This window comes from Neobacillus sp. (assembly GCF_031988165.1).
Classification (GTDB): Bacteria; Bacillota; Bacilli; order Bacillales; family Cytobacillaceae; genus Neobacillus; species Neobacillus rhizosphaerae.
Genome location: NZ_DALZYO010000017.1, coordinates 1 through 26,103 on the forward strand (window position 1 = coordinate 1; position 26,103 = coordinate 26,103).

At 37.9% G+C, this 26,103-nt stretch carries 27 protein-coding genes; 4 read left to right on the forward strand and 23 right to left on the reverse strand.

Going from position 1 to position 26,103, the window contains the following annotated elements; genetic code table 11:
• Positions 1-414: 414 nt before the first annotated feature.
• A complete protein-coding gene (locus RTR43_RS11895; protein WP_312472136.1) occupies positions 415-1,107 on the reverse strand; it encodes an AIM24 family protein in 693 nt (230 codons plus the stop codon).
• 211 nt (positions 1,108-1,318) lie between these two features.
• Here RTR43_RS11895 and RTR43_RS11900 point away from each other — a divergent pair, with 211 nt between their 5' ends.
• Positions 1,319-3,529: an MMPL family transporter gene (locus RTR43_RS11900; protein WP_312472137.1), complete on the forward strand. Its 2,211-nt coding sequence runs from the start codon at positions 1,319-1,321 to the stop codon at positions 3,527-3,529.
• A gap of 262 nt (positions 3,530-3,791) precedes the next feature.
• Here RTR43_RS11900 and RTR43_RS11905 read toward each other — a convergent pair whose 3' ends face one another.
• The gene (locus RTR43_RS11905; RefSeq protein WP_312472139.1) at positions 3,792-4,271 is read right to left on the reverse strand and encodes a hypothetical protein; all 480 of its coding nucleotides are present in this window, start codon (positions 4,269-4,271) and stop codon (positions 3,792-3,794) included.
• Between the two features lie 150 nt (positions 4,272-4,421).
• On the opposite strand from RTR43_RS11905, the gene RTR43_RS11910 reads away from it, so the two are divergent.
• Positions 4,422-5,171 (forward strand): CPBP family intramembrane glutamic endopeptidase, encoded by a 750-nt coding sequence (locus tag RTR43_RS11910; protein ID WP_312472140.1) that lies wholly within the window; start codon positions 4,422-4,424, stop codon positions 5,169-5,171.
• Positions 5,172-5,284: 113 nt separating this feature from the next.
• Here RTR43_RS11910 and RTR43_RS11915 read toward each other — a convergent pair whose 3' ends face one another.
• Positions 5,285-6,202, reverse strand: a complete 918-nt coding sequence (locus RTR43_RS11915) for a class I SAM-dependent methyltransferase (protein ID WP_312472141.1) — start codon at positions 6,200-6,202, stop codon at positions 5,285-5,287.
• Between the two features lie 262 nt (positions 6,203-6,464).
• Between RTR43_RS11915 and RTR43_RS11920 the strand changes: the two genes are divergently transcribed.
• Both RTR43_RS11920 and RTR43_RS11925 read left to right on the forward strand, forming a co-directional pair.
• A complete protein-coding gene (locus RTR43_RS11920; RefSeq protein ID WP_312472143.1) occupies positions 6,465-7,040 on the forward strand; it encodes a TetR/AcrR family transcriptional regulator in 576 nt (191 codons plus the stop codon).
• 122 nt (positions 7,041-7,162) lie between these two features.
• The gene (locus RTR43_RS11925) at positions 7,163-9,271 is read left to right on the forward strand and encodes an MMPL family transporter (protein ID WP_312472144.1); all 2,109 of its coding nucleotides are present in this window, start codon (positions 7,163-7,165) and stop codon (positions 9,269-9,271) included.
• Positions 9,272-9,381: 110 nt separating this feature from the next.
• Here RTR43_RS11925 and RTR43_RS11930 read toward each other — a convergent pair whose 3' ends face one another.
• The 20 genes from RTR43_RS11930 to eutH form a co-directional block, all read right to left on the reverse strand.
• Positions 9,382-10,131 carry a hypothetical protein gene (locus RTR43_RS11930; RefSeq protein WP_312472145.1) on the reverse strand — a complete coding sequence of 250 codons (750 nt, stop codon included), beginning with the start codon at positions 10,129-10,131 and terminating at the stop codon, positions 9,382-9,384.
• A gap of 2 nt (positions 10,132-10,133) precedes the next feature.
• Positions 10,134-10,853, reverse strand: a complete 720-nt coding sequence (locus tag RTR43_RS11935) for a hypothetical protein (RefSeq protein WP_312472147.1) — start codon at positions 10,851-10,853, stop codon at positions 10,134-10,136.
• A 467-nt stretch (positions 10,854-11,320) separates the two neighbouring features.
• Entirely contained in the window at positions 11,321-12,007 is a 687-nt protein-coding gene (locus RTR43_RS11940) for a YjjG family noncanonical pyrimidine nucleotidase (RefSeq protein WP_312472149.1), read from the reverse strand.
• A gap of 88 nt (positions 12,008-12,095) precedes the next feature.
• Entirely contained in the window at positions 12,096-12,563 is a 468-nt protein-coding gene (locus RTR43_RS11945; protein WP_312472294.1) for a DMT family transporter, read from the reverse strand.
• 60 nt (positions 12,564-12,623) lie between these two features.
• Positions 12,624-13,319, reverse strand: a complete 696-nt coding sequence (locus RTR43_RS11950) for a Crp/Fnr family transcriptional regulator (protein ID WP_312472151.1) — start codon at positions 13,317-13,319, stop codon at positions 12,624-12,626.
• A 52-nt stretch (positions 13,320-13,371) separates the two neighbouring features.
• Positions 13,372-13,797 (reverse strand): DMT family transporter, encoded by a 426-nt coding sequence (locus RTR43_RS11955; protein ID WP_312472153.1) that lies wholly within the window; start codon positions 13,795-13,797, stop codon positions 13,372-13,374.
• Positions 13,798-14,034: 237 nt separating this feature from the next.
• Entirely contained in the window at positions 14,035-14,688 is a 654-nt protein-coding gene (locus tag RTR43_RS11960; RefSeq protein ID WP_312472154.1) for a class A sortase, read from the reverse strand.
• A 143-nt stretch (positions 14,689-14,831) separates the two neighbouring features.
• A complete protein-coding gene (locus tag RTR43_RS11965; RefSeq protein WP_312472155.1) occupies positions 14,832-16,193 on the reverse strand; it encodes an Ig-like domain-containing protein in 1,362 nt (453 codons plus the stop codon).
• 166 nt (positions 16,194-16,359) lie between these two features.
• On the reverse strand, positions 16,360-16,593 hold the full coding sequence (locus RTR43_RS11970; protein WP_312472157.1) for a hypothetical protein: 234 nt from the start codon (positions 16,591-16,593) through the stop codon (positions 16,360-16,362).
• 29 nt (positions 16,594-16,622) lie between these two features.
• Positions 16,623-17,369: a hypothetical protein gene (locus tag RTR43_RS11975; RefSeq protein ID WP_312472158.1), complete on the reverse strand. Its 747-nt coding sequence runs from the start codon at positions 17,367-17,369 to the stop codon at positions 16,623-16,625.
• A 20-nt stretch (positions 17,370-17,389) separates the two neighbouring features.
• Positions 17,390-18,490: an ABC transporter substrate-binding protein gene (locus tag RTR43_RS11980; RefSeq protein ID WP_312472160.1), complete on the reverse strand. Its 1,101-nt coding sequence runs from the start codon at positions 18,488-18,490 to the stop codon at positions 17,390-17,392.
• Between the two features lie 31 nt (positions 18,491-18,521).
• On the reverse strand, positions 18,522-19,334 hold the full coding sequence (locus RTR43_RS11985) for an ABC transporter ATP-binding protein (RefSeq protein ID WP_312472162.1): 813 nt from the start codon (positions 19,332-19,334) through the stop codon (positions 18,522-18,524).
• Positions 19,334-20,347 carry a FecCD family ABC transporter permease gene (locus RTR43_RS11990; protein ID WP_312472164.1) on the reverse strand — a complete coding sequence of 338 codons (1,014 nt, stop codon included), beginning with the start codon at positions 20,345-20,347 and terminating at the stop codon, positions 19,334-19,336. Before RTR43_RS11990 ends, RTR43_RS11985 begins: the two co-directional genes overlap by 1 nt.
• Positions 20,348-20,371: 24 nt before the next feature.
• Complete coding sequence (locus RTR43_RS11995; protein ID WP_312472165.1) at positions 20,372-21,325, reverse strand: Ig-like domain-containing protein; 954 nt, start codon at positions 21,323-21,325, stop codon at positions 20,372-20,374.
• Between the two features lie 437 nt (positions 21,326-21,762).
• Entirely contained in the window at positions 21,763-21,954 is a 192-nt protein-coding gene (locus RTR43_RS12000; protein ID WP_312472166.1) for a DUF4017 family protein, read from the reverse strand.
• A gap of 14 nt (positions 21,955-21,968) precedes the next feature.
• Positions 21,969-22,658 carry an ATP-binding cassette domain-containing protein gene (locus tag RTR43_RS12005; RefSeq protein ID WP_312472167.1) on the reverse strand — a complete coding sequence of 230 codons (690 nt, stop codon included), beginning with the start codon at positions 22,656-22,658 and terminating at the stop codon, positions 21,969-21,971.
• Positions 22,659-23,021, reverse strand: a complete 363-nt coding sequence (locus RTR43_RS12010) for a GntR family transcriptional regulator (RefSeq protein ID WP_312472168.1) — start codon at positions 23,019-23,021, stop codon at positions 22,659-22,661.
• Entirely contained in the window at positions 23,022-23,768 is a 747-nt protein-coding gene (locus RTR43_RS12015) for a hypothetical protein (RefSeq protein WP_312472169.1), read from the reverse strand.
• Positions 23,769-23,926: 158 nt separating this feature from the next.
• On the reverse strand, positions 23,927-24,619 hold the full coding sequence (locus tag RTR43_RS12020; RefSeq protein WP_312472171.1) for a sugar phosphate nucleotidyltransferase: 693 nt from the start codon (positions 24,617-24,619) through the stop codon (positions 23,927-23,929).
• Positions 24,620-24,783: 164 nt separating this feature from the next.
• On the reverse strand, positions 24,784-26,049 hold the full coding sequence (gene eutH / locus RTR43_RS12025) for an ethanolamine utilization protein EutH (RefSeq protein ID WP_312472172.1): 1,266 nt from the start codon (positions 26,047-26,049) through the stop codon (positions 24,784-24,786).
• Between the last annotated feature and the right edge of the window lie 54 nt (positions 26,050-26,103).

Genomic DNA, 26,103 nt, shown 5'->3' on the forward strand with positions numbered 1-26,103 from the left:
AGGGCTCTCCTATTAGACAGGTTCACCATAGCACTCGAGCCTTTTGTCCTTTAGGGCTCTCCTATTAGACAGGTTCACCATAGCACTCGAGCCTTTTGTCCTTTAGGACTCTCCTATTAGACAGGTTCACCATAGCACTCGAGCCTTTTGTCCATTAGGACTCTCCTATTAGACAGGTTCACCATAGCGCTCGAGCCTTTTGTCCTTTACGACTCTTCTATTAGACAGATTCACCATAACACTCGAGTTTTTCGTCCTTAAGATGCCTTTAAGGACACTTTTCTAGATGTTTTAACCAGTTTTGTCTTCAATGCCCCCAAAGCTTCCAACCCAACAACCCCTTATGCGAAATAGGTTAAAAAAGCAAAGAACCGCTTATATTTTCTAAACGGTTCCCCCCCCAATTAATCTAGATTAACTTTTCTCCACCCTATAGACCTCTTCAAAAGGCTGAACGACCACAAATCCTTCACCCTCGAACCTCATTTGAATCGACTCGCCGCTTCCTCTTCCAAGAAATGTCTTGAAACTAATATCAGTTTGAATGATCGGCTGGAGATTCCCGGACCAAGCTACAGTAGCATTTGGATCGGTAATCACTGGCTGTCCTGGTGTAACTTTTAATGTGAGCGGTTCATAATGAGTGGTAAAAGCAATCATACCAGTTCCTTCACAACGGACATTAAATAAGCCGCCAGCCATCATCCCAGCAATTCGTTTCATTAATTTAATCTGCCACTTAATACTTGGTTCAAATGCGAGTAAATCATTACCGTTAATGAAGATAGAGTCATTTTGTAAATTTAGGATAATGATCTTTTTACCCCCATCAGCGAGATATAATTTTCCCTTACCATTGGCTTTCATTAACGAGGCACCTTCTCCCGTTAATGCCTTTTTAAACGCCGTTCCAAGACCGTGCTCCAAAATTCCTTCTCGAACAAATTTCATTTCTCCATGGTAAGCTACCATCGATCCTGCCTTGGCCCATACTTGTCCGTCAAGGTTTACTTCCAACATCCGAGGCGTCTCTAATTCAAAGAAGCCTTCTCCCTTATCCTCTTGCTCCGTTTGTTTAATGAATTCTTCAATCGAGTATCTGCTCAATTGGCACACCATCCTTCCATATCAGTATCTACGAAAAATGAAGCTTAATGTTTCATATTTTAAAGAGTTAGATGCAAATTTGTCCTAAAAAAATTCCTTTGCTACTCGCTCTTGACCACCTTCACAATATTCTATTTTTAATCTGTTATTCACACTCCATTCACAATCAGCGTTTAAGATGAAGGAAAAATTTGCCAAGGAGTTGAATAACATGCTTAACCCGTTACAAAGTTTAGTTAAATTTTCAAGTAGTAAACGCGGTGCAAAAGTGGTTCTTTTTATTTGGATTGCAGCTGTTATCATATTAAGCGCACTGGCACCTTCTGCAAAACAATATTCCGTGAGCAGCAAAGAAGGAAGTGTAAAAAAAGATACGCCTTCTGCAATAGCCAATCAAATATTAAAAGAACAATTTCCTTCTAAAGAGGGCTTAACAGGATTACTGGTCATTCATCGTGATGATAAAATCACCGCTAAGGATCGGGAAAAGATAACCGAAATCAGTAAATGGCTCAGTTCAAATGATAAACCGAAAAACGTGGAAAGTTCGCTTCCTTTCCATCAATTTCCTCCACCTGTACAGGATCAAATGTTTTCAAAGGATGGGACTACACTTCTACTAAATTTCACCTTAAAAGAGAACACAGATTCACATGATGCCAATAAGGTCATTACAGAACTGAATCAAAAACTAAAAGAAATGAAATTAGGAGGCTTACAGGTCAAAATCACAGGGCCGGCAGGAATCGCCTCAGATACCATCTCCATTTTTAAAAATGCCGACTTTGTGCTAATGATGGCCACCATTGCTTTGATATTTGTTACATTATTGATCATTTATCGCTCTCCTTTGTTAGCGATTATTCCATTGATCATTGCAGCGATAGTGTACCAAGTCGTCGATCGAGTATTAGGAATTTCAGGAAAAAGTGATTGGTTTGTGCTCGACAGTTCAGCTATCTCGATTATGCTCGTCCTACTGTTTGCTGTATTAACAGATTATAGTTTGTTTATTTTCTCCCGCTATCGCGAAGAGTTAAAAAAATACTCTTCAAAATTCGACGCTATGGGAGAAGCGATTCATCATGTCTCAGAGCCAATCTTATTCAGCGGTGGTACAGTCCTTCTTGCAGTATTAACACTTTTTACAACGGTATTTATGCCATATAACCATTTTGCTCCTGTATTTTCTGTAGCAATGGTCTTTATTCTTGCTGCAGGACTAACATTAATACCAAGCATTTTTGCCCTAGTAGGTCGAAAAGCATTTTGGCCATTTATTCCGAAGGTTGATGAAACAGTAAAAAAGAAAACTGGTTTTTGGCACAAAGTAAGTCAGCAGGTAACGAAACACCCTGCCATATTAACTGGTATTCTTTTAATTACGTTGCTGGCCGGTGCATTCAATACGACTTCCATCCATTATTCATTTAATATTATGAAGTCGTTCCCGGAAGAACTTTCTTCCCGCCAAGGCTTTGAATTATTAGAAAAACACTATCCTGCAGGGCAATTAGCACCGGTCACTGTTATATTAACAAAGGATGACCAAATCGTTTTAGATGATAAATTTTTAAAAAGTGTCAAAACCCTTGAAGCAAAATTGAAGAATACTAATGGAGTTGATTCAATCAGCCAGGGAATAACAGAAGAAATGATCCGCGATGCTACGAAGCTTCCACATGGCTTAATTGGAGAAAATAAAAAGGCAGTTAAACTGCAGTTAGTATTAAAAGATAATCCATATGATGTTGGTGCACTTGAGACCGTTCAAAAGCTCCACGATCAAGATAAGAAATTCCTCAGTGAAAGCGGCCTTTCAACCAGCAGCTATCAGTTACACTATGCTGGACAAACGGCCGAACAATTAGATATCCGAGTCATGAATCAAAGAGATACGATCATCCTATTCTCTCTAGTCACAATCTTAATCACCATCATGCTCGGGATACAAACTCGTTCGATACTGATGCCTCTCCTAATGATGGCGACAATTCTGTTGTCATATGTATCAACCCTTGGATTCGGTTGGATTATTTTCCATAATATCTTAGGTTACGACTCAATCAGTTATCGGTTACCTGTTTACACATTTGTATTCATGGTTGCGCTTGGCGTGGATTACAACATCATGCTTGTATCGCGTATTAAGGAAGAGGCTCAAAAGTATTCATGGAAAGAAGCGGTTGGCAACGGAGTAGCCTTAACTGGAGGGGTGATTTCATCAGCTGGGATCATTTTAGCAGCAACCTTCGCTGTATTAATGACACAACCATTACAAGAACTATTTTTATTCGGATTGACCATGGCTTTAGGCGTATTAATGGATACATTTTTAGTGCGCGGCATGCTGTTACCTTCCATTTTGGTTCTCGTTAAGAAAAAAGAAATATCACAGGCTGTCACATATAAATTTAATTAACCAACATACGAACAGTGCCTAGCACTGTTCGTATGTTTTACCATTGTTCTCATACTAGGAGGGAACTTGGTACATAACTTACGTGTAAATTAATTGGAATACACCTTTAGCCCTTCATTCATATGAAGGGCTGACTAGTATGAAATGCGTTTCTTCCTATCGGAAGCTCTTTTTGCTCTTTCCGGTCATTGGAACGCTCTTTCTTTTTTACTCCCGTTCTCTAGAAACCTTTTCAGAGATTCTTCTCCCCCCGTTACCGATTTCAGTCCCCAGGGACTCTAAAACTAGATTCGGAGGCGTTCTTAATGAAAATCATTTTATGCCTTACAATGATTGTTATTATTATTGAAACTGTTATAACCAATATGAATAACAAAATTGCACCACTTACATAATAGACAAAGTCTGGACTATATCCATAAAAATAAAATACAAAACAAGATACGCTAAATAATGCCACCAAAAACAATTCAAACAATAATGCCATTACAACAAACAATAAATATGGAATAACAATTTCTTTGTGAGAAATATGTTTTAAAGTAAGGCCTTGCCAACATAGATTTGATACTTTAGCGAAAATCCCCAACATAATCACCTCAATGGAAATGCTTATCATACAGTATGTCCATTGAAAAAAATTCTTTACTGTTTTTACATTTTTTATCAAGAATAAAGACAGCTTGAAATCACTAAGCCGCCTCCTTTCCGAGACATATTCTTGATAAACCTGATCAAGCACCCCTGTTTCCCCCTTCACAATAACCTCGTTTAACGAAAATAAATGGTTGCATTTCCGAAAACAATATTTGTTATTTCTTTCCTTTTAAAAAATAATCGGTAATCATGAACATAATTGTATCTGAATATTTTGATAAGGGGTGTTAACTTAATGAGAAATGCATGGCTTGCCTCATTTATCCGGTTCCCTTTGCTGGTCATTGTTTTGTTGCTTCTCTTTTTGATGTTAAAAATATTCGGTTTACCATTTCACTTTCCTTATTTACCTGAATTTTCAAACGTTTACTTTACTGTCGTCAATGTACTATGTTTTTTCCTTTTACAACGTCTGTTAACAAAAGAAGGTCGTTCCATTAAAGAACTAATCGATTTTCGTTCAGACCGTTTGATAAAAGATATTTTCTCCGGTATGTTATGGCTGTTAGTTTTGTATGTTCCATTCGTATTGACTGTTCTAGGAGTCATGTTTATTATGTATGGAACCGAATTATTCCAGCATTTCCAATCCGTTTTTAATGGAAATGAAGAAATCTTTACTTTTCCACGTCCTGGATGGCTTATATGGTTAACAGCATGCCTATCTTTCATTTTTCCTTTTTTAAACGCACCGATGGAAGAATTAATGTACCGAGGCTATGCCCAACCATTATTTATCAAGCATTATAAAAAAGTGTGGCTTGGAATATTAATTCCAGCTGTCGGCTTTGCTTTGCAACACCTTATTTTAGCTGTTAGTTTAAGCGGAGCTGTTGTTTATTCAGCCGCTTTCTTTGTCTGGGGAATTGGCAGTGGCATCATCTTTTATAAGCAAAAGAGATTGTTTCCTCTGATTGTTTGTCATTTCTTTGTTAACATAGCATTCGGTATCTTGCCGCTTATCTTCCTAATTTCAGGATCTTGACTTCTCCCCAAAATATAACAATGCTATTTGGACTGTCATTCCTATTCAGAGAAAGCAGGAAAGTAAAAAAAACATCGTTCATAATAAATTGAACGATGTTTTTAGAATCCTGATTATTTATGAACGACTAATTGAGCAAAATGAAAATGGTCAAAAGCATGTAATCCATCTTCCCTGCCCGCGAAGTACAATTCTTCTATATTTACTGGAGAGAGATTTTCATAAACTAGCATATTACAATCCTGCAGTTCCCGGTCTAGTTCAAACGGGTCAAAGCCGGTAACCATTGGTTCACCTGTTTGAGCGGTAATTTGCCGCATTTGAATTAATTTCTTCGATGCCACATGATCATTAAAAGCCATATCGTCGAGATAATCAAATACGAACGAACTTCCGTTCACGGACATCTCCGCAATAGTGGATAGGAGGTTAAAAAAATCTCCTTTATCTAAATACATCACAACACCTAACAAACTAAAATAGGAATATTTTTGTTCGTCATAGCTACTTTTTTTCAGCTCGTTGCGTAAGGAATCATGTTTAAAATCCACTGGAACAAATTTTACATTTGTAGGAATTTCAATTCCCATTTCATGAAGGCGGTTTATTTTAAATGCTTGGGTTGCGGGGTGGTCTACCTCATAGATGATAAAATCTTCCGGCAAATTTTTCTGACGATAGGCAAATGTGTCATATCCTGCTCCTAGAATGATATATTGGCTTACACCTCGTGCAATAGCAGACTTCAGTCCGTCTTCCGCATACCTTACTCGGCTAACTAGTTGAGGAATCGTTTGGTTATTCATCACCCACTGTAATTTTTCAGCAAATGTCTTCAAGGTTTCACTTTTTCCCGGATCAAAAAAGGCAATGGCATTAGCCCAATTGCTAGCGATTAACTGCTTTTCTTCCTCTTTCAACAGATAACTGGCGATAACATCATTAAAAATTGGCTGACTGCTGTTCGAGGCATGATATGCCCTGGCAAAGCAGCTGACTAACGCCGTTAAACTTTCCGTTTTATTTTCCAAAAAAATTCCCTCCTTTTTTTAGAAAGCAAAAAACTCCCAGCTAATATATAGCCAGGAGTTAATCATACAGCGGATAAATTACTACGTCAATAAACATATAATTATAGCACAAATAAATATTTTTGTCAATATATTTATTTTGGCGCCTGACATTAAATTAGCCAGCCTTGGAAACCCTCTTTACCAAGGATATTAGGAAAAAGAAGAAGTGTTATTTTCCATTGGTTCATTCATTGTTTATAATAGGAATTGGGGTGAAATAATGGCACGTGAACGCAAATTCTCTACAGATGATTTATTTCAAGCAACAAAACAACTTCTTCTTCTTCATGGCTATGAAGGATTTACATTTAGTCTGTTGGCTGATGATTTAGAAGTATCACGAGGTGCAATTTATAAGTACTTTGAAAATAAAGAAGAGTTAATAACTGACTATATGCTCTATGAAATGAATGACTTTCTTATGGAGTTACAGCAAATAAAAGCACATAAAGGGTTTGAAGCTCAATTTGACTTTCTTTTAAGCCTTATCTTCAGTTATTCAGACATTCAGAAAATGATAAAGATAGGTCAACAGATTCCGGTGAATAGTAACCAAAAAGTAAAGGGAAATAAGGAGAAATTAGAGAAACTTCTTTTAAATATGTATCAATATTTACAGGAGTTCATCCAATTGGGGAAGGAAGAAAAGAAACTAAATCCTCATATACCGGAGCCATTAATTTTGGGATATATTTTTCAATCTGTCGCCATCCCCAATCATTATGATATCCCACATTCAATATGGGTCAGCTCAATTAAAGAAATTATTCGTCACGGTATGTTTACAAATACATAAATTGACACTTGTGTAACTTTAAAAGATAATGTTAGTGACAATGGTGTCAATTTATTTTTTCTCTCAAGTGACATTTGTGTCACTTTCGTATTTTTTTATAAAGAAGGGAGTAAGGGCAAAAGATGAAATCATTCTTACAAGCTATTACCGACCGTGTATCAACGAAAAAGGGGATGTGGATTACCCTAGCCGCTTGGTTAGTCATTACAATTGTTTTGGCTGTATTTGCTCCAAGTGCGAAAGATTATGAGGTTTCCAGAATTGATTCTCTCCCTGAAGATGCAAAATCTGTAATTGCACAAAAAAAGGTAGATCAGTATTTTCCTAATAACGAAGGGACTCCTGGAATTTTAGTTTTCCAGTCTAAAGATGGAAAGTTGGAGGTCACACAGCTAGCAGAGGTTTTAGATAAAATCAATAGTGCCCATATTGAAGGGGTAGAACAAATCATCCCTTTAGCATCCTTACCTCCTCAAGCGGCAGCTAGCTTCTTTTCTGACGACAAGACGACTGCCTTAATTCCTTTAACCTTTAATGCTTCGTTAGAAACAAAAGAATTGAAGCAATCTCTAAAGCAAATCAAGAAAATTGTCGCTTATTCATCCCATTTAACGTTGTATGTTACAGGACCTGCGGGGATAGCAACAGACTCTCTTGATCTATTCTCACGTGCAGATGTTGTCCTTATTTTATCAACTGTAGGATTAATCCTTGTTCTATTAATTGTGATTTATCGTTCCCCTTTATTAGCTTTGATACCTCTCTTAGCAGCAGTCTTTGTTTATGAAGTGGTAATGCAAGCACTTGGGTTAATGGGGAAAGCAGGCCTTGCCTTGAGCAATCAAACACTGTCGATTATGTCGATTCTATTATTTGCGGCGATGATTGATTATTCATTATTTGTTTTTTCTCGTTATCGAGAAGAGCTCACGAATCATGAAAGTAAGTTTGATGCCATGAAAGCAGCGATGCGAGAAACAGGGATGCCTGTCTTCTTTTCAGGTGGTACCGTTTTAGCTGCGATGCTCGTTTTATTCTTTGCCCAATTTGGCGACTATAAGAACTTTGCTCCCACCTTCGCTACAACCATGGTCGTGATCATGCTAGCTTCCATTACTCTTGTTCCTGCTCTGTTTACATTTTTCGGAAGAAAGTCCTTCTGGCCTAAGATTCCCCGAGTGGGAGATCAATCAGCTAATCATCATTTTCTTTGGGGGAAAATTGGTCGTTTTGTTGTAAGAAAGCCAGGTCTTTCTGTTGCCATCATTAGTATTTTCTTACTACTATCTGCAAGTAACCTGTTTAATTTGAAGTATGAGTTTGACATGATGAAATCATTTCCGAAGGATATGGCCTCCCGCCAAGGCTATGAAATTTTAGGACAAAAGTTTGAAGAAGGCGATCTTGCCCCAACAGCCGTTGTATTTGAATCATCCGAAAGCATTACTGCTGATGAGCAGGAAAAATTAGGGAGTATCCTTGCTGAGCAGCCACTTGTTAGCAATGTTCGCTTAACCGAAACAACCCAAGATAATAAGCATCTTCATTTTAGTCTAACGTTTAAAGGAAACCCTTACTCTGTTAAAACGATCGATGCATTAGAAAAAATCATTCAAAACACCAAACAAATAACAGCTATCAGCCATCTTGATGGAAAGCTTTATTTCGCTGGGGAGACAGCCGTTAAAGTGGATGACCGCTCCGTTAACAATAGGGATGTCATTGTCATTGTTTTGTTGGAAACGATTTTAATCTTTGCGATGTTAATTATCTTGACGAAATCATTTAAAATGCCGATTTACATGATGGGGACGATTTTAATCTCCTTCCTTGCTGCATTAGGATTAGGAACGTTCTTAAGTAGCCTGTTCTTTGATATCGACACCATCAGTAACCGTGTTCCGCTTTATGCATTTGTCTTCTTGGTCGCCCTTGGAATTGACTACAATATCATGCTCATCTCAAGATTCCAAGAAGAACGAGCAACGCACTCTGTTAAAAAAGCAGTAGAAATAGCCGTTGCAAACACTGGCGGAGTCATCTCTTCTGCCGGAATTATTCTTGCAGCCACCTTTGCCGTATTAATGACACAGCCCATCCAATTACTATTTATTTTCGGCTTCATTGTCGCCGTGGGGATATTGTTAGATACCTTCTTAATCAGAGGAATTTTATTGCCTGGATTAATCGTTTTGTTGGAAAAGGATGAAACAGCAAGCGAGAGTAAATAAGTTTCTATGTTACAGCAAAAAACGGGCTTGTTAGCTAAACAAGCCCGTTTTATTAATGCCTTGATTCTGGCATCTCTCCCACTGTTGAAAACGGGCAGCTTAACCCCCAATTATTTAGGCGACTCAATCTCCGATTCATTTAGATACCTGATAAAATCTACGCCTCCATTACCAGTAGAAAAGCCACCGCCATTTCCTGTGCTCTTTAGAATGACCTCTTTATCCATTTTGTCGTAAGGAGTCCAGCCAAAATACATCTGATCTACGGGGAAAATACTACTGAAAAGTAGGTCGGGGACTTTAGCAGACTCCACCTTATGAAATGCTTTCATAAAGGTTAACCAATTATCCGGTAGCCGCAATACCCCATAAGAATTCTCCTCAAAGCTGACCTTTTTCTCCATTTGGATTTTGGGGTCATACATTACACCCCCATCAAAACCATGGTATCCTCTATCTCTCACGCAATAGAACTTTAGATAACTTACTTGGTCATCGGGATGAATATTCCATAGCAAGTGGAACGTTGATGGATCTTTGCTATTAATCTTCCAAACATGCGGTCCCCCGATTGTGTCCATCGCTACAGCCTGCCATTTATGCTTTTGCCATGCCCAATAACTTCCCCCATAATGATCATCTTCAGAAATAAATGGGACGAATATATGCCGCTCATCAACATGAACGATATCCCGGATAACCCTTACAGGCGCTTCTGGAAAGGCCTGATTAATCTTCCCAATCAATTGTTCATTTGTCAGAAAAGTAGTTGGTTTTGAAAAATAAAACCAATAAATCGCTACGATCGCCAGTACCACTGTACCTAACAAGGCAAAGCCCCAAATCTTAATGTTCACCATAGTTAATTCCCTCCTTTCAGCAATGACTCTACGGAGCGAAAATAGAACTGCCTTTTCGGAGTAGTTACTAACAATCCTTTTCCATCGGCTTCAACGTAAATAATTATCTCTAGACCACTCCCCCATTTAGAGGATGTTTCGGTGAGTTGATAGGGAAACCGTTCATTTATTTTCTTTATATCAGGTTCCATATACGTCTTTTGATACCATTCTTCACTATTAATCGGTTCTTGTTTCATGTTATGTATTTGTTTCAGCAAACTTTCTTTATTTAGTGAGCGGTCCAATGCCGAAGAATGTGTATTTATTATCGAAGCATTCTCTGTATTTGATAGGTACGTAGAAAGTTCATTTTCAGGATATACCCAATGATGGGTCGGAATGGCTAGTAATGTAGCTGCCAAGAAAATATAATTAGCAAAAAAGCCCAACCAGGCAAAAGGTCGATAAGTTTGCCAGCGCCCTTCCTTTCCTTTCAAAAACCCATACAAAATCCAGACACCTAGTGGTAAGATTGAAAGCTTAACCAGAGTATCAAACCAATTCAAATTAATTGAAAAAGAAAAAAGACCGACAAGTATACTAACTAATACTTTCCAGACCTTAGGCTTCACAGCTTGTTTTTTATACATACGATAAGCAATAATTCCAATGACACACCATGCTAAAAACCCAGTTACCATAGCAATGAAATCAAACGAAAAATCATAATGAATGCCCATCCTCCGCCTCCCTTTTTACATAATTCACCACAAATAAACAAATTTCCTGCTAGAACTCTATGCTTCTACTCAATAAGAAAAGCGCAAGCTCCCTGATCAGCGACGTAAGGGCTGGACTGAACCGACTGAGATAAAGGAAACACGGTGAGCGTTAGCGAACCGATGTTGACTTATCGTAGGGAGGTGAGGGAAGCACTCTAGTCGCTAGGGCGCTGGAGCTGGACAATTCTCAAAGTCGAAAATTTTATACTCTCTTATTTTTTAAAAAAGAACCGAAAACGTACCATTGGTACATATCTCGATTCTTTAAACTCAATATATTACCTCTTACTTGATTTTGGGGTCAGTCCCCACCATATATTCGTGGTGGAGGACTGACCCCTAAATTTCAGTATCGAGCATTTTAATTATATCTTCAAAGTATCTAATAAATGAAATAGGACGATTAATTTAGTATTGGAGTGGAATTATCCAATAATCCGATACAGTTCATCAAGCTTTTGGATTTGATAGGTTGGAACAATCCCAGTATCATTAGGCATCATTTGAGGGTTGAACCAACATGTGTCAAGCCCCGCTAGCTGTCCACCTTTAATATCCGAGCTTAAGGAATCTCCAATAATTAATGTCTGTTCCACAGAGAAATGAGGAATTCGTGCAAAGACATAATCAAAATATTCCTTCATCGGCTTTTGGAAGCCAGTGTCCTCGGAGACAAAAATATCTTTAAATATCGGATGTAATCCAGAAGCACGTAAGCGTTTATCTTGAGTCTTGGAAACACCATTTGTAACAATATATAAGTCATATTGATTTTGTAGGTCTGATATCAATTCAAATGCTCCATTAACAAGCTGATGTCCCTCTTCTAAATAACTGCGATAACTTTTTTCCAATAATGCCCCGTCAACGACTTGACCATATTCCATAAATAAAATTGAAAAACGAGTATTTACTACCTCATCACGATCTATTTTTCCTTCTTCAAAGGACTTCCAGAGTCTGTGATTTATTTTCTTATAATCGGCTTCCAATTCAGTGGTCAAGGGTATATTTTGTTCCTCAAAGAGCAAGCGCAACGCTTCGTTTTCTGCTGCAGTAAAATCCAATAATGTATCATCTACATCAAATAATAATGTCTGGTATTTTTTCATGAAGATCTCCCCGCACTCTGCCTTTGTTTTCCAGTAAAACATGAGAATTTTTATTATTAACACTGTTCGATAAATCGAAGTAACGATTCTATGTCATCTTAACTGGCTCTTGTTTTTCACTTCTACCGCCAAGCTTAAATACTAAAATACCGCTGACTATGACCAGCACACCAATCAATTGCTTGAAAGAAAAAGGGACCTTATCCAAACCAAGCCAGCCTAGTGAGTCCCACAATAAAGCAAACCCGAGCTGTGATGTCAGAGCGATAGCGATGGCATAGGTTGGACCAAGAAGTTTCATCCCCTGCACGAGACAGACTACCACTCCTACCCCGATCAAACCGCTGAACCAGTACCAAGGCTCCATTTTTCCCAAGATAAATAGATGTTTCCCTTCAAAAATGAGACCAATTGTCAGGGAAGCAAGGAATCCCAACCCTAATACTAATGTCGTTGTCGCCCAAGATCCCGCCCGTTCATTCACCTTATTATTGAAGATATTTTGCAAACTGAGCAGCGAACCAGCGATAAGCGCCAATGATAATCCTAAAATCATAACCATTACTCTCCCATATACCAAAATTTTGCTACTACTTGCTCACTGCAATAAATAAGTCTATTCGTAAATATTTTCACCCGCTAGCGCCCTTAATCCGTCTCTGTCCTTAACAAGGATGAATCCCTTGTTACGCTCAACCAGGCCTTCTGTACAATACTGTTGGATGACCCGATTTAAATGTCTATAGCTGGTTCCAATTAAGTTCGCTGCATCCTTAATACTTATTCTTAGTTGCCCATTAAATTGTGAATCGGATTCATCAAAGGAGACAGACAATAGATAACTTGCCAATCGGACTTCCACCGGATATAGCAAATTGAAGCTCAAAGAATTGGATTTTATGGTAAACTTTTGCGTTATGATATCCAGTAAAAATCGCAACAGCGGAGAATAGTCACTTCCGTATTTTTTCAACCACCGATGATGAATTCCGATCATATAGACAGACGAGACTGCCTCAACGGTATTGATAATGTCAATCCCCCGTACATATTCAATATCCCCGATCACCTCAAGTGGCTTCTTAAACGAGAGAATAAGTGTTTTGCCCTCCATCGTGGAGGTATAGATTTTAACCTTCCCCTTAACAAGTACATACAGGTACTGTGAAGCATCTCCTTGAGAACAGATGAGCTCCCCTTGATCAAAGCTGTACAGCGACAAATACGGCATTATTTGCTCATTAAATATCGATTCTAAATTGTGAGCAAGCAAATATGATTTTAGTAGCTCACGATCTTTCATTTCTTTCATGCTCGGGTCGCCTCCAGTCCTTTACCTGTCACATTCTGGAATCATTATACTATCAAAACCTTAATATCACCACACCAGCTATCATCAGCCCGAGGCCAATGAACTGTGGCAGTTTCATCTTCTGCTTCACTAGGCCGAACCATCCTTTACTATCGATAAAAAAAGTCAGACTCAGTTGGGCAATCAGGACAATAGATATAGTAAGGGTCACACCAATTCTCTGAATAGCCGTGACATTACTGAAAATAATGACCGCCCCCAAGGCACCGCCCGTTAAATATAACGGTTTCACTTGCTTAAACCTTTTCCATTTTCGATCTCGGACGAACATCAGGATTATCAAAGCCATAACAAATCCGGTTAATTGAGTTATCGTAGCCGCTTGCCAAGTGCCAATATCTCGACTAATCCGTGTATTAGCAACTCCTTGCAAGGTAATAAAAGCCCCACCTAAAAACGCAAATAAACTCCCTCGCATTTTTTCTCCCCCCATTTTTTATCTCTCTTTTATTAAAAGATATATCCAGGTACTTAGGGAAGGACATATGTCCTCAACTTATCAAAGATTGCGTTCATCTTCCCACCCTGATCGGCAGAATGAAAAAAAAGACCTGATCCATTAATTGGAACAGGTCTAACTTGAGTTATTCAAAACCATGCTGAAATTCTATAAAAATCTTATTTTAGTTGTTTTGATCCAGTTGCGATGCAAAATTCAATGGAAAATTTTCTCCATCTCTTGCTTCTTTACTTCATTCACCAGTTTTCCTTGATAAATTAATCTTTTTTTGGTTGGAGTTGGAGCATCACATGTTATGAGCGTTATTCCTTCAAACGGTTCAATTAATACGGAAATATCTTCTTCATTGACAATGAATGGCTCTCCCATTTGATATTGATACACTTTTTCATGATCCATAATATAGACGTTTCCACCTGCTTTTAATTTCGTAAGTGGTTGAAAAAGAAGTCCCTCTTTTTTCATATGGTGACCAACTAAAATGACATTACCTGTGTTAAATCCATGAAATGTTTCATTTAACATTCCAGCACCTTTTAGTAAATTTGTTTTGGTTGTTTCACGAAAAATAGGTAACTTTAAATTCACTGACGGAATCGCAAGTAAACCGATTCCATTACTATCAGAACCTGAAAGCATTGCTTTTATTATATCTTCCTCTGTTACAAAATCGATATCAGCCATCGACTTACTCTGGTTAACGATTGAATCCTTTTCGGTTTGTATAGTAAGATTCTCATACGATTTTTTAGATAGAGAGGTAACCATATAATTTTTAATAATCGGGGTCATAAGAATGATGAACCCGATTACCATTAAGCATATAGGCAAAATTTTCTTTTTCATCATTCCACCCCTTTCTCTCATAAGTGCTTTCAACTCACAATTATCCGTTGTTAGTGAATTCAATACTTAGTCCAGAAATTAATTTGCTGTTCAAATATAATTTGGAAAAAGGGAGAATCGCGAAAATTCCCACTCCATCACCCTGATTAAATTCTAGATTTTTCTGTTTTTCCTCTTCTGTTGATCGTAAGCATTACCAAACCCAATGCTAATAAAATCGAGCCGAATAGGCTTGCCCATACATTAGAAGAGTCCCCGGTCTTCGGAAGTTTCTTATTATCATTTTTAGCTGCAACATTCACCTGACCGGTAGGATTTTGATCAGTCACAATAGTATTTGGATTACTCTTATGATCTGATTCTGGCGTCTTTTGATCAGTAGGTTTGTTTTCTAACTCAGCAAGCTTAGACTCTAATCCGACAAGTTTCTCTTGGTTGTTAACTAATTGTTTCTGGGTTTTCGTTAAACCATCATATGCCTTTCTTGCTTCAGCTACGGATTCTTTATCGGCTAATGTTAGAGCTGAAACCTCTGGAAGAGCAGTAATCAAGTCGCCTACCTTTTGAGCTGCTGCTTTGTCTGCCTCTGTTTGTGCTAGTTCTAATGCCTCTATCTTTTTTTCTAATTCTGTTAGTTTAGCTACATTTGTTACGAATTTTTGTTGCTCTACCGTTAAACCACTATATACTTTTCTAGCGTTCACTACTGCTGTCTTGTCCGCTAATGTTAAAGCTGAAACCTGTGGAAGAGCAGTGATCAAGTCGCCTACCTTTTGAGCTGTCGCTTTGTCTGCCTCGGTTTGTGCTAGTACTAATGCTTCTATCTTTTTTTCTAATTCTGTTAATTTAACTTCATTTGTTACGAATTTTTGTTGGTCTACTGTTAAACCACTATATGCTTTTCTAGCGTTCACTACTGCTGTCTTGTCCGCTAATGTCAGGGCTGAAACCTCTGGAAGAGCAGTGATAAAGTCGTTTACCTGTTGGGCTGATACAAGGTCTTCATCTATTCCTGCTACTGTGAATGTAATCGTAACTTTCTCTGCTAGGGTATTGCCATTATTTGCCTTAATAGTATTATCAATTTTTAAAATATACGTTTTTCCCGATTTTAAAGGTGCTTTAGGGCTAACAAAAATATTTCGCTTTTCAGCATCATTAGTAAGCTTTTTCACATCAATATCGACTAAATTTCCATTCCAATTAGTTAGTGTAATGGCATTGCTAGTAGGATCCCAAACAATATTCTTATTAAAAACCAGTTTAATAGTAGGATTAGCTTCAACGTTTTTGTTATCTTTAATAGCATTCCCACCTGTTGAAGAGACATCACCTGAAATCGTCGTTAGATAGGCCTCTTCAAGTTTAACTGGATCAGTTTGACCAGTACCAGTACCTCCCCCGCCGCCTCCACCAGCTGCAAAAACGGCTCCAAACGTACCGAATACTAGGACTAAAGAAAGTATCCCAGAAAATAACACTTTCATAAATTTGTTGTTCATGTTCATTATCCTTTTTCCTCCTCGTATAATTTATCCCGCATTAACGGGCAATAATAGACTTCTAGCAAACCCAATAAGGATAAGTGGGGGATCAACTGCCCGTAAAAGCCCGATTGGTTTAACTAACCATCAGTGGGGGATGAAGGAAACCCCCACTGATGGAAGTTTCACTTTATGAAATACCCGGAAAGTCCTTGTAACAACTGAATCCTTCAGCATTCCAACGACGATAGCGACAATTATAACAAGTCGTCTGAAACTCATACAGAATCTCATCTTCCACATCCATTTGAAAAGCTGGACAGTTTGTTGCCATTGAAATAGTTGTATCAAACGCTTCCGTTATATCCGCATTTCCAGAAAACAATTTGACCCCATTTTGTACTATCAAATAATTATTTGTCATAGACACCTCTATTATTTTGTCTGACATGATTAATATTGTTTAAGTGAACTGCCGGAGCACGGCTGCCACATCATATTTCCATCGACTTTTACTGACTCAACTAGAAGAGCCTTCTTATGATCTAGAAGAACGCTTTTTAACTTGTCGCCTATAGCTACCTGTTCCTCGTCGTCTAGGATTAGGCCAGCTGAAGTTCTAACGATATCGATCGTCGTTTCTTCAAGTATTTCCTTAACTGTAACGGTCTTTTTGCTCGTATTCATCTTGTGTTTTCCCTTAAAGCGGCCATCATTGCCTGTTAATCTTAAACCAACACCAGCTAATGCCCCAATAACGCCTTGTCCAGTTCCACCATGCTCTGATAGATGAATAGATAGAGCTTCAGCAAGTTGATAGGCTTCTTCTTTTGTTAAAACCTCACGCTTTGCTCTTAGTCCAAAGTGAACGATTTCTTGATGTTGATGCTGCGTTAGTCGTTCTGGAACAAAGACACATAGACCTGGATCAGAACCTTCTGCACTTTCCGTTTCTAAAACTTTAATCGCAGCTTCAATGGTGGCCTCTAAATAGTCTCCATTAAAATCGACAATGAAACACATGGAACTATTATGGGAGGTATAAGGCACATCAGGATGGACAAGTAATTGATGGCGACTAATATTTTGACACGTACCCCAACCACTCGATTCAATTAATGTGACAATCTCGCCAGCAATGGCTCCCGTTCCTTTACTATCGATATTGTCCGTATCATCAATACATAAGAAAATTTTCATTATTAATCCTCATTTCTCATTTAATTACCTTTAGGTATGCGCATATCTTTACCAGATAGAATTTTTTCCATTAAATCTGGTGTTAGTTTATAGTTGAAAAAATCCTCATAGAATTTTGCAGTAACTTCTTCCATGTTTGTATCCTCGAATTTATCTGGATACAAGGTTTTGGCTGTCCAAAGTATCGCAAGTGGAGTTTCTAAACCGCCCGGATGCCCCCAGCGAGACACACCATTCGGTAGCTGATACACCTTTTTATTTTTCACCGACTTTAATGTTTGCCACTGAGAACTTTCAAGGATATAGTCACCAACACCATCTTGGTTAACAAGAATGACATCAGGATCCCATAATAAAATCTGTTCTAAACTCGCAATATACTTTTTCTGTACTAACTTTAGTTTTTCTCCAACGGAAACATTGACGGCTCCGGCAACTTTAATCCATTCAGCAGGTAAAGAATTAGTTGGATCCGTTCTAGTAGCTTCCATCACAGAATGATACACTCTAACCCTGTCTTTATCGGGAATATCTTTCACTTTTTTAGATACTTGTGAAATAATCTCATTGTAATAATGATTGAATTCCTCGGCCCTTTCCGCCTTTCCTAGGGCTTTCCCAATCATGGCAATGGATTGTTGCTGTTCCTTAATAGAATTGAAACTAACTACAAGATAAGGAACCTTCAATTCTTCTAGTTTCCTCACTTCTCCTTCATCTTTTGCCGTTGACTCTTGAATGAAGATAAGATCAGGATTCGTATTCGCAAGCTCCTCGATGTTAATTTTGTCACCTCGATTTGGAACAACCGTATCTTTAATAGAAGGGACCATATCAAGCAATAGATTATCCCGATGTAATCCGTTATTGGCTGCTACAATTTTATCCCCCTCACCTAACATGGTCACGACATGTCCTGTATACGCATATAAGCAAGCAATTCGGTTTACCTTTTTAGGAATAGCAACCTCTCGACTCATGTAATCGATTACAGTAATTTTGTCACTTTCATTATTTTTCGGAGGATTTTCGGCCCCTTCTTTACTGCCATTTGAACAAGCAGTTAATGCGCTAAACAAAAATAAAAAGACAAAAGGAAAGAGATATTTTTTTAGCTTCATACTAACAATAATCACCTTTTTCTAAAATTAATTAAGTTACTACTTCAATTGGAATAAGCCCTTTAACCTCTTTATTATTCGTGGTCATAGAGGAGATTAATTTTGAATAAATGTTAAAGGTTTTTAGCATATTAGCTTCCGTTAACACTTCAGTTGGATTTCCTACTGCCTCAAAAGCTTGATTATTCATTAAAGCAACCTTCGTGTTAATCCCACTATTTTCAAAATAGAAGGCATGATTAGGAAAATGGGTTGCCATTATAATAGAGATGTTTTTCTCCTTAATTAACTTAACAATTGTTTCTAAAATTATTAACTCATGGCGGAAGTCCAAGTGAGCAGTCGGTTCATCCATTAATATAATCGGAGTTTCCTGCGTCAGTGCCCGAGCAAGCATGACAAGCTGTGTTTGACCTCCACTTAATTGTGTGTAAGGTTTATCCTTTAAATGAGCTAAGCCTAACGTTTCTAATGCCGATTCAGCGATGTCTTTATCTTCAGCGGAAGGGGTAGAAAAGGTACCCGTATAAGCGGCTCTCCCCATTATCACGATATCGATTACTTTATAAGGAAAGTTTTTCGTATGACTTTGCGGAACGTAGCCGATGTATTTAGCTAGCTCAACAGGTTTAATTGTACGAATGGATTGGTTATTTAAAAGAATACTTCCTTCAGTCGGCTTTAAGGAACCTAAGATACATTCGATTAACGTCGATTTCCCACAACCATTAGGACCAAATAAGCAAAAAATACCACCAGTTGTGATTTCAAAGCTTATCTGATGAAATATTTTGTTCCTTTCATAGTTAAAGCTTAGATTCTCTACCTTAAGGACTGGCATCATTATGTCCATCCACCTGCTTTTCTTTTTAATAGGTAAACAAAGAATGGGGCACCAATGATAGCAGTTAAGATACCTAGTGGTATTTCAGAACCTGTTATTGTTCTCGACACATTATCTATGATTACTAAATAACACGCGCCGATGGATAAACTGGTTGGTATGAGTAACCGATTGTCATTACCTACAATCATCCTGCTTATGTGAGGGATAATTAATCCGATCCAGCCAATTACTCCGCTCACACATACTGCCCCTGCAGTAGCTAAGGTGGCGGAAATAATTAAGATACCCTTTAGTAAACCTAGGTTAACTCCTAACGCACGGGCCTCTTTATCGCCCATTGATAAAACATTAATACGCCATCGTATAGCAATTAATCCAGATATCCCGAGTAACATGGGTATTCCAGCTATCATGATATCCTTATAACTGGCTGAGGCTAAGCTGCCCATTAACCAAAAGGTGATTTTAGGCAATTGATCATAAGGGTCAGCCAAATATTTAACCAATGAAATCAGCGATGAAAAGACTGATGATACAATGGTTCCACCTAGAACAAGCATGACTGCTGGGGTAGTATTGTAGCTTCTCCCAATGACATAACTTAAAAAGACGGCTAAAACTCCAAATCCAAAGGCAAGTACATAAATCATGAAACTATTATTAAAGAGTAGTATGGCTAACGCCGCACCAAAGCCTGCTCCTGGACTAACTCCTAAAATACTAGAGCTAACTAATGGATTGCGAAAAACGCCTTGGAAAGCAGCCCCACTTACCGCAAGACTTGCACCTACTAGAGCACCTAATAGTGCACGAGGTAAGCGAATATTCAGGACGATAGATGTAGCCATATCCGCGGAACTAGAGTTAATAACGCCGAGCTTATTTAAAATCACAGCAAAAACGGTAGTCGCATCCAATGGATATCTCCCTAATAAAAGCGAGAAAAAAATACAAATAATAGGTCCAGCTATTAAACTTATAAAAAATAACGCCTTCTTTATATCTTCCACCTGCTTACATAGAAAAAGATTTTACTATTTTGCTTGTTTCTTTCTTATATAAAAGTAACTAATAATCGCGGCAATGATTACGAACACGGAAATGACAATCACAAAAATATATGTATTGTTATGACTAGATGGTGTTTCATCTGTTTTGGTCTTAGGAGCTGTAACTGCTTCATATGGCGTAGCCTTCTCTGTTGGTTCATCACTGACTGCCGTCTCATTTTCATTCTTGTCTACATTTGGCTGTTGTTCAACCGTCGTATTATTATCAGCAGTCTTAGTTTGTGAATCCGTTGTATTCTGATCTGTAGATGGTTTCTCATCTACCTTACTTGTCGGATTTGGATTGCTTTTGTTTTCAGGTTTAGATGTATTTGGATCTTTCGCAACCACAGTTCCAGGTTTAGTTGTTATCTCACCTTTTGGAGCGGCAGTTTCAGGTTTTGGCGTTGGTTTTGAAGTATCATTATTATTAGTCGCCGGTTTTTCTACTTCAGTTGTAAATGTAATTTTAATTTCCTTCCCTGTTGTGACTCCACTTTTTGCTTTTAGGGATGAACTAATTACTATAGAATAGGTGGTACCTTGCGAAAGATTAGCTTTAGGAGTAATAATGGCATCGTTTCTTTTTTCAAAATCAATCTGATCGTCTGGGAGAGTCAAGTTAATAGGAATATTCGTTCCATTTGAAGTCTGTAATGAAAAACAATTTTTGTTATTTTCATTTACAGTCATATTTACAATATTTTTACTAAACGTTAGCGTGATTTCGGGTTTCAAAGAAACTCCAGTCGCACCGTCTTTAATCGTCGATGACTCCAAAGTTAATGGCTGACTTTTGCCACCACCTGTACCTCCACCTGTTCCGCCGCCTGAACCATCACCTTCCGCAGAAGCCATTTGTCCAATAAAAAAACTTGATAATAAAATGATGAACAGAAGTAATTTAGTTTTTGAAAGGAACCTTTTATTTTCTCTCATAAATTCCCACTCATTCCTCCAGGTAGTATTTTTAACCGCTTTTTCTATGTAAAAAATATCAATAATTTCCTCTATTTCAGGCATGGGAGTGCACATATACCTAGATACTAGTAAAAAATTTACGATGGTTACCCGCTTAATCAGTGCCTTTAGTATGATATTTATTATTTATCATTATAAGAGAATGTCCTTTTCATATCTGTGATAAAAGTTCCGTTTTATTTAGTTTTATTGGTTTTGATTGAGTCTGATTAATTTCAGTCTAGTTTCATTGATTTTTGTTTAGTTCCATTTGGTTTATCACCAACAAAAAGGTCCTAACGAAAAAGGTGTCAGTCTCCCATGTTTAACACAGCTGGGACTGACACCAAAATGATTAAATTTAATTAAACGTTTAAGGCGAACAGGACCGAGCACTGTTCGCATCAATATATCGATTACTTTTCACTTCCAGCTTTTCTGTTTTTAAAATGGAGCGTTGCAAATACAATTAATGTAATGGGGATGGCAAAGGCTTGCCCTACAAACAGCTTCCAGCTCCACACATCATAGCCTTCACTTGCCTTACTAAATACCGCTATTACGCACACAAGCACATATACTGCCATTGAAATTGTCCATTTATTCATCCTCAGTTCTCCCCTTACTTATAAAATGATTTAAACCAATCCTTTGCTTCCATTCCGTGAACACTGCGAACAACATCTAAATTTTCATGAGCGATAATTGCTTCGCCTTTCAAAATCATTAATTCGTCTGCAACATTTGATATATCATCCATTTCATTCGTACTCAACAGTATTGTGGACTCTTCTAAATCAACAAATTGAATTAAGCTTTTTAATAAATCTTCTCGAACAAGCGGATCGAGTCCTGCAAACGGCTCATCGAGCAAATAATAGCTTGCTTCTCTTCCAAAGGTGGCAGCGAGTTTCAAGCGGCTTATGTTCCCCTTGCTCATTTTGGAAATTTTCTCTGTTAAATCAAGCTTCAAGTAATTCGCAATTTCCCTTGCTTTAGACCACAGAAAATCACGAAATTGTGTTTCAAAAAAGTAAAAAAGCTGCTCCCCGGTAAAATACGGATGAAAGTGTTGATTATCAGGCATAAACGCAATAGTTGCTAATGTATCTCTTGTCGTTTGTGAACCGTTCAATAAAATTTGACCGTGCGTAGGTTGCAGTAATTTTGCGAGTAGCTTGAGGAATGTTGATTTTCCACTGCCGTTTTCACCGACAAGGGCAATGATTTTCCCTTTTTCGATTTGAGCATTGACATCCTGAAGCACGAGCCGCTTATGATAGTGAAATTGGACATTTTTTGCCTCTAACACTCATTTTTCATCCCTTTCTTTTAACGTCTGAAGTACTTCTTCTTGGGTAAACCCCATTGTTTCAACATTGTTCAAGAATCGGTCGACAAGCTGCTTCTTTAATTCTTCTCGCATCGATCTTATTTTTAAAGGATCAGGTGTAATAAAAGTGCCTTGGCCTCGCTTCGTTTCCGTTAACTCCATTTGTTCAAGCTGCTTGTATACGTTTTGCACAGTATTCGTATTGACGCCAACTTCCATGGCAAAATCACGGACGGATGGCAGCTTCTCTCCTGGCTTACGGACGCCACTCACAAGCTCTCCACAAATTCTTTCCACAAGCTGCAGATAAATTGGTCGGTCTTTTTCAAAATCTATCCCCATTTATATACCGACCTTCTTTTCAAAAAGTCTAGCTGATACGAATGTGCTTACTGCAATGATTAACAAACCTGCTATCATTTCTCCCGTGAACAATTTGTCTAAAGAAAATAATGGCATTGCACCATGCTCCCGCTGAATGAATATGCCACTAATATGAATAGGAACGGGTCCAACTTGAAGTACATCATAAAAGTTCGAATATAATAGGATTGCCATCACATAGCTTACCGGCATGACAAACAACGCTAATGATGGCGAATAGACTGTAACCGCTTGAAAAAGAGTCCAAATCAGTAAAAATAAAAACTGCATAACGGCTACTTTAAAAAGTGTGATCAGGCTGAGCGTTACATACGGCATTAGTAAGGACAGAAGGCTTCCGTTTTGAACGACGACTTCACAAATCAGTCCAACAGTACAAAGGAAAACGATTAATAACGTACTGACAAGAAATAAAAACACTCCTTTTACATTTAAGAGCTGTTGGAGAGAAGCTTCTGTATAAAGCCAAATATGCCGATCTTTCAAATCCCGCTCTAGCATTATAAAAAGTGGGACTACGGCCAGAAATGGCAAGATCATCATCCAACCATAAATGTACATCCTAACCAAATCACTTACGGAACTGAGCTGACTCACATAGCAAATCATCGTTAGCCCGATTCCTAACAAAACAATGATGACAAAGGTCGTGATTACTTTTTCACGATTTTTCAGCCATTCCAAATATAATTGCCCTTTTATCAAAATACCTTCCTCCATATACTCAGTGTATCACCTTAATGGTACACTGGTACATAATAAAATGCAATAATTTTTCCAATTTTGGTTTTAAATGAACTGTTTTTATGAAAAAAATTAAAAAAACAGCTGAAATACACATCAGCTGTTTTTAATCGAAGAGATTATTTCGTTTTACTTAAAAGATAGTTATCCGCATGCTCTAAATCTGCAAGGGAATCGATTTCAAACCAATCATCGGAATTGATTTTTGAAATTTTGACATTCATCTTACTTAAATTAGCCTGAACAATGTTATCCCAATATAAATCTTCGTAATGGCCAGTGCTTATGGCCTCTTCTAATTTTTCCTTAATCAATAATCCATCTTGTTGTGTCCAGTATGACACACCGGCGATAATATAATCAGAGCCATCGTCAATAACAATTTCATGAATTCTATCGTCCGTATCAAATTTTAAGATCCACTCTTGCTTGAAATTCTGTTTAAATCCTGCGAAGTAGGTTGAGGACTCCATATCTGTTTTGAAAAAATTATGGGTCATGAAAACATCTGCTTCTGTCACATAAGCATCCTGTAAATGATCTTTAACAAGGTACATGGTATAAATATTATTATAGATATTGTATTTATTATTATGGATTAAGGTCACACCGTACGCTTCTTTTAGGTAGTCAAACTTTTCATGAAGATATCCAGTAACGACGATAATCTCATGAATTCCTTTCTCCTTTAAAAACTTAATTTGCCTTTCAATCATCGGTTCACCAGCGACTTTTACTAATGATTTTGGTGTATCGTTTGTCAAAGGTCGTAGTCTTGTTCCCATGCCTGCAGCTAGGATGATTGCTTTCATCTAAAGTCACCTTCTAAATATAGTTTATCAAAATGAATAAAATTTCATGCTCTATGGTTAAGAAAAGCGCAAGGCGCCTGGAGCTGGACATTTCTCGAAGTCCAATGGTATTAATTCTTATATTACCAGAAATAAAGAGTCATGGATTCATGACTCTTTATTTTTTATTTCGCTTTTTTCATGGCTTGCGATTTTGAAATTGGAAGATATTCGTCTTTTTTAATAATCCCATTTGCTCGATCCATTTTTTCTAATTCAAGAGCTTTTGGAACTGAAATCCAATAGGCAAGGATAATGGCAAGAATACCACCACTTAGTTTTCCAACCATAACCGGAAGAATCATGGAGGGCTGAAAGTTAGCAGTAAAGGCAAGATGATCTCCAAAAAGAAACGCAGATGTAACCGCGAAGGAAATGCATATAACCTTATCTTTCGGCCTCATATGCTTTACTAAATTAAACATCGCCAAAATATTGGCAGATGCAGCTAGTAAGCCTGCACTTCCTTCCGTGCTAAGACCCATTTTCTTTCCAATAACTTCTAGTGGCTTTGCTAAATATTTTCGAATCATGTACACCATTGGGAAAGCTCCTGATAGCATGATTCCTATATAACCAGCGATTTCTAATGCACGGAACTGATCCTCTTTATCAGCAATAATTGGGCTGAACCCCCATACACCCAAAATTTTACTAAATACTCCTGTAAAGTATTCAACAATGGAGAAAACCAGGACGAGCTTAATCCCTATATCCATTATTTTACCAAACCACATAAATCCTTTAATCATTTTGTCCGGAATAAAGCGAAGACCCAATGCAATCAGCACCACGACAATAATAAGAGGAGTTAAGTTCAACAGTAATGTCGAAAATTCTGGTCCAAACGTATAGGTTGATTTTGCACTTGTAGAAACATGGTCTCGAACCTGGGTACTTGTTAATTTCATGATAAGACTACTGATAAAGACGCCAATGGGAACACTTAAAATACCGGACATGACACCTAGGGCCATATATTTGTGGTCGCGTTTTTCTAACATGGCTAAACCAACTGGAATACTAAAAACGATCGTTGCTCCAGCCATATACCCAACTATCATCGCCATAATCCAGCTATCTCGCGAATGTGCTAGAACGTCGGCCAATTGATAGCCGCCCATATCTACAGCAATAAAGGTAGTCGCTGCGATGGATGGATCAGCACCAATTGCTCCAAATACTGGTCCAAAGATATGTTTAATAAATAAGGATAAATACGGGACAGAAGCCATAATCCCTGCAACTGGGACAAAGATAGGTCCAATGGAATACAATCCTGACATGAATTCTTTTCCAAGTCCATCTTCTTCATTACGAATTGCTGCGATTGCCCCGACTATTGCACAAGCCATTATTATATAGATAACAATATTACCTATAATCGCCATTTTTTCACCGCTCATTCTTTAATTATTTTTCGAAAAATCTACTGGTGACTTATG

Excerpts from the sequence above, each read along its gene's own strand:
- RTR43_RS11900 (WP_312472137.1), top strand. The coding sequence starts at position 1,319 with ATGCTTAACCCGTTACAAAGTTTAGTTAAATTTTCAAGTAGTAAACGC.
- RTR43_RS12020 (WP_312472171.1), bottom strand. The coding sequence starts at position 24,619 with ATGAAAGCAATCATCCTAGCTGCAGGCATGGGAACAAGACTACGACCT.
- RTR43_RS11935 (WP_312472147.1), bottom strand. The coding sequence starts at position 10,853 with ATGGGCATTCATTATGATTTTTCGTTTGATTTCATTGCTATGGTAACT.
- RTR43_RS11980 (WP_312472160.1), bottom strand. The coding sequence starts at position 18,490 with ATGAAGCTAAAAAAATATCTCTTTCCTTTTGTCTTTTTATTTTTGTTT.
- RTR43_RS11995 (WP_312472165.1), bottom strand. The coding sequence starts at position 21,325 with ATGAGAGAAAATAAAAGGTTCCTTTCAAAAACTAAATTACTTCTGTTC.
- RTR43_RS11960 (WP_312472154.1), bottom strand. The coding sequence starts at position 14,688 with ATGATGAAAAAGAAAATTTTGCCTATATGCTTAATGGTAATCGGGTTC.
- RTR43_RS11920 (WP_312472143.1), top strand. The coding sequence starts at position 6,465 with ATGGCACGTGAACGCAAATTCTCTACAGATGATTTATTTCAAGCAACA.
- RTR43_RS11925 (WP_312472144.1), top strand. The coding sequence starts at position 7,163 with ATGAAATCATTCTTACAAGCTATTACCGACCGTGTATCAACGAAAAAG.
- RTR43_RS11955 (WP_312472153.1), bottom strand. The coding sequence starts at position 13,797 with ATGCGAGGGAGTTTATTTGCGTTTTTAGGTGGGGCTTTTATTACCTTG.
- RTR43_RS11945 (WP_312472294.1), bottom strand. The coding sequence starts at position 12,563 with ATGATTTTAGGATTATCATTGGCGCTTATCGCTGGTTCGCTGCTCAGT.
- RTR43_RS11950 (WP_312472151.1), bottom strand. The coding sequence starts at position 13,319 with ATGAAAGAAATGAAAGATCGTGAGCTACTAAAATCATATTTGCTTGCT.
- RTR43_RS12000 (WP_312472166.1), bottom strand. The coding sequence starts at position 21,954 with ATGAATAAATGGACAATTTCAATGGCAGTATATGTGCTTGTGTGCGTA.
- RTR43_RS11965 (WP_312472155.1), bottom strand. The coding sequence starts at position 16,193 with ATGAACATGAACAACAAATTTATGAAAGTGTTATTTTCTGGGATACTT.
- RTR43_RS11910 (WP_312472140.1), top strand. The coding sequence starts at position 4,422 with ATGAGAAATGCATGGCTTGCCTCATTTATCCGGTTCCCTTTGCTGGTC.
- RTR43_RS11940 (WP_312472149.1), bottom strand. The coding sequence starts at position 12,007 with ATGAAAAAATACCAGACATTATTATTTGATGTAGATGATACATTATTG.
- RTR43_RS11985 (WP_312472162.1), bottom strand. The coding sequence starts at position 19,334 with ATGATGCCAGTCCTTAAGGTAGAGAATCTAAGCTTTAACTATGAAAGG.
- RTR43_RS12010 (WP_312472168.1), bottom strand. The coding sequence starts at position 23,021 with ATGGGGATAGATTTTGAAAAAGACCGACCAATTTATCTGCAGCTTGTG.
- RTR43_RS11975 (WP_312472158.1), bottom strand. The coding sequence starts at position 17,369 with ATGAAAATTTTCTTATGTATTGATGATACGGACAATATCGATAGTAAA.
- eutH (WP_312472172.1), bottom strand. The coding sequence starts at position 26,049 with ATGGCGATTATAGGTAATATTGTTATCTATATAATAATGGCTTGTGCA.
- RTR43_RS11970 (WP_312472157.1), bottom strand. The coding sequence starts at position 16,593 with ATGACAAATAATTATTTGATAGTACAAAATGGGGTCAAATTGTTTTCT.
- RTR43_RS11930 (WP_312472145.1), bottom strand. The coding sequence starts at position 10,131 with ATGGTGAACATTAAGATTTGGGGCTTTGCCTTGTTAGGTACAGTGGTA.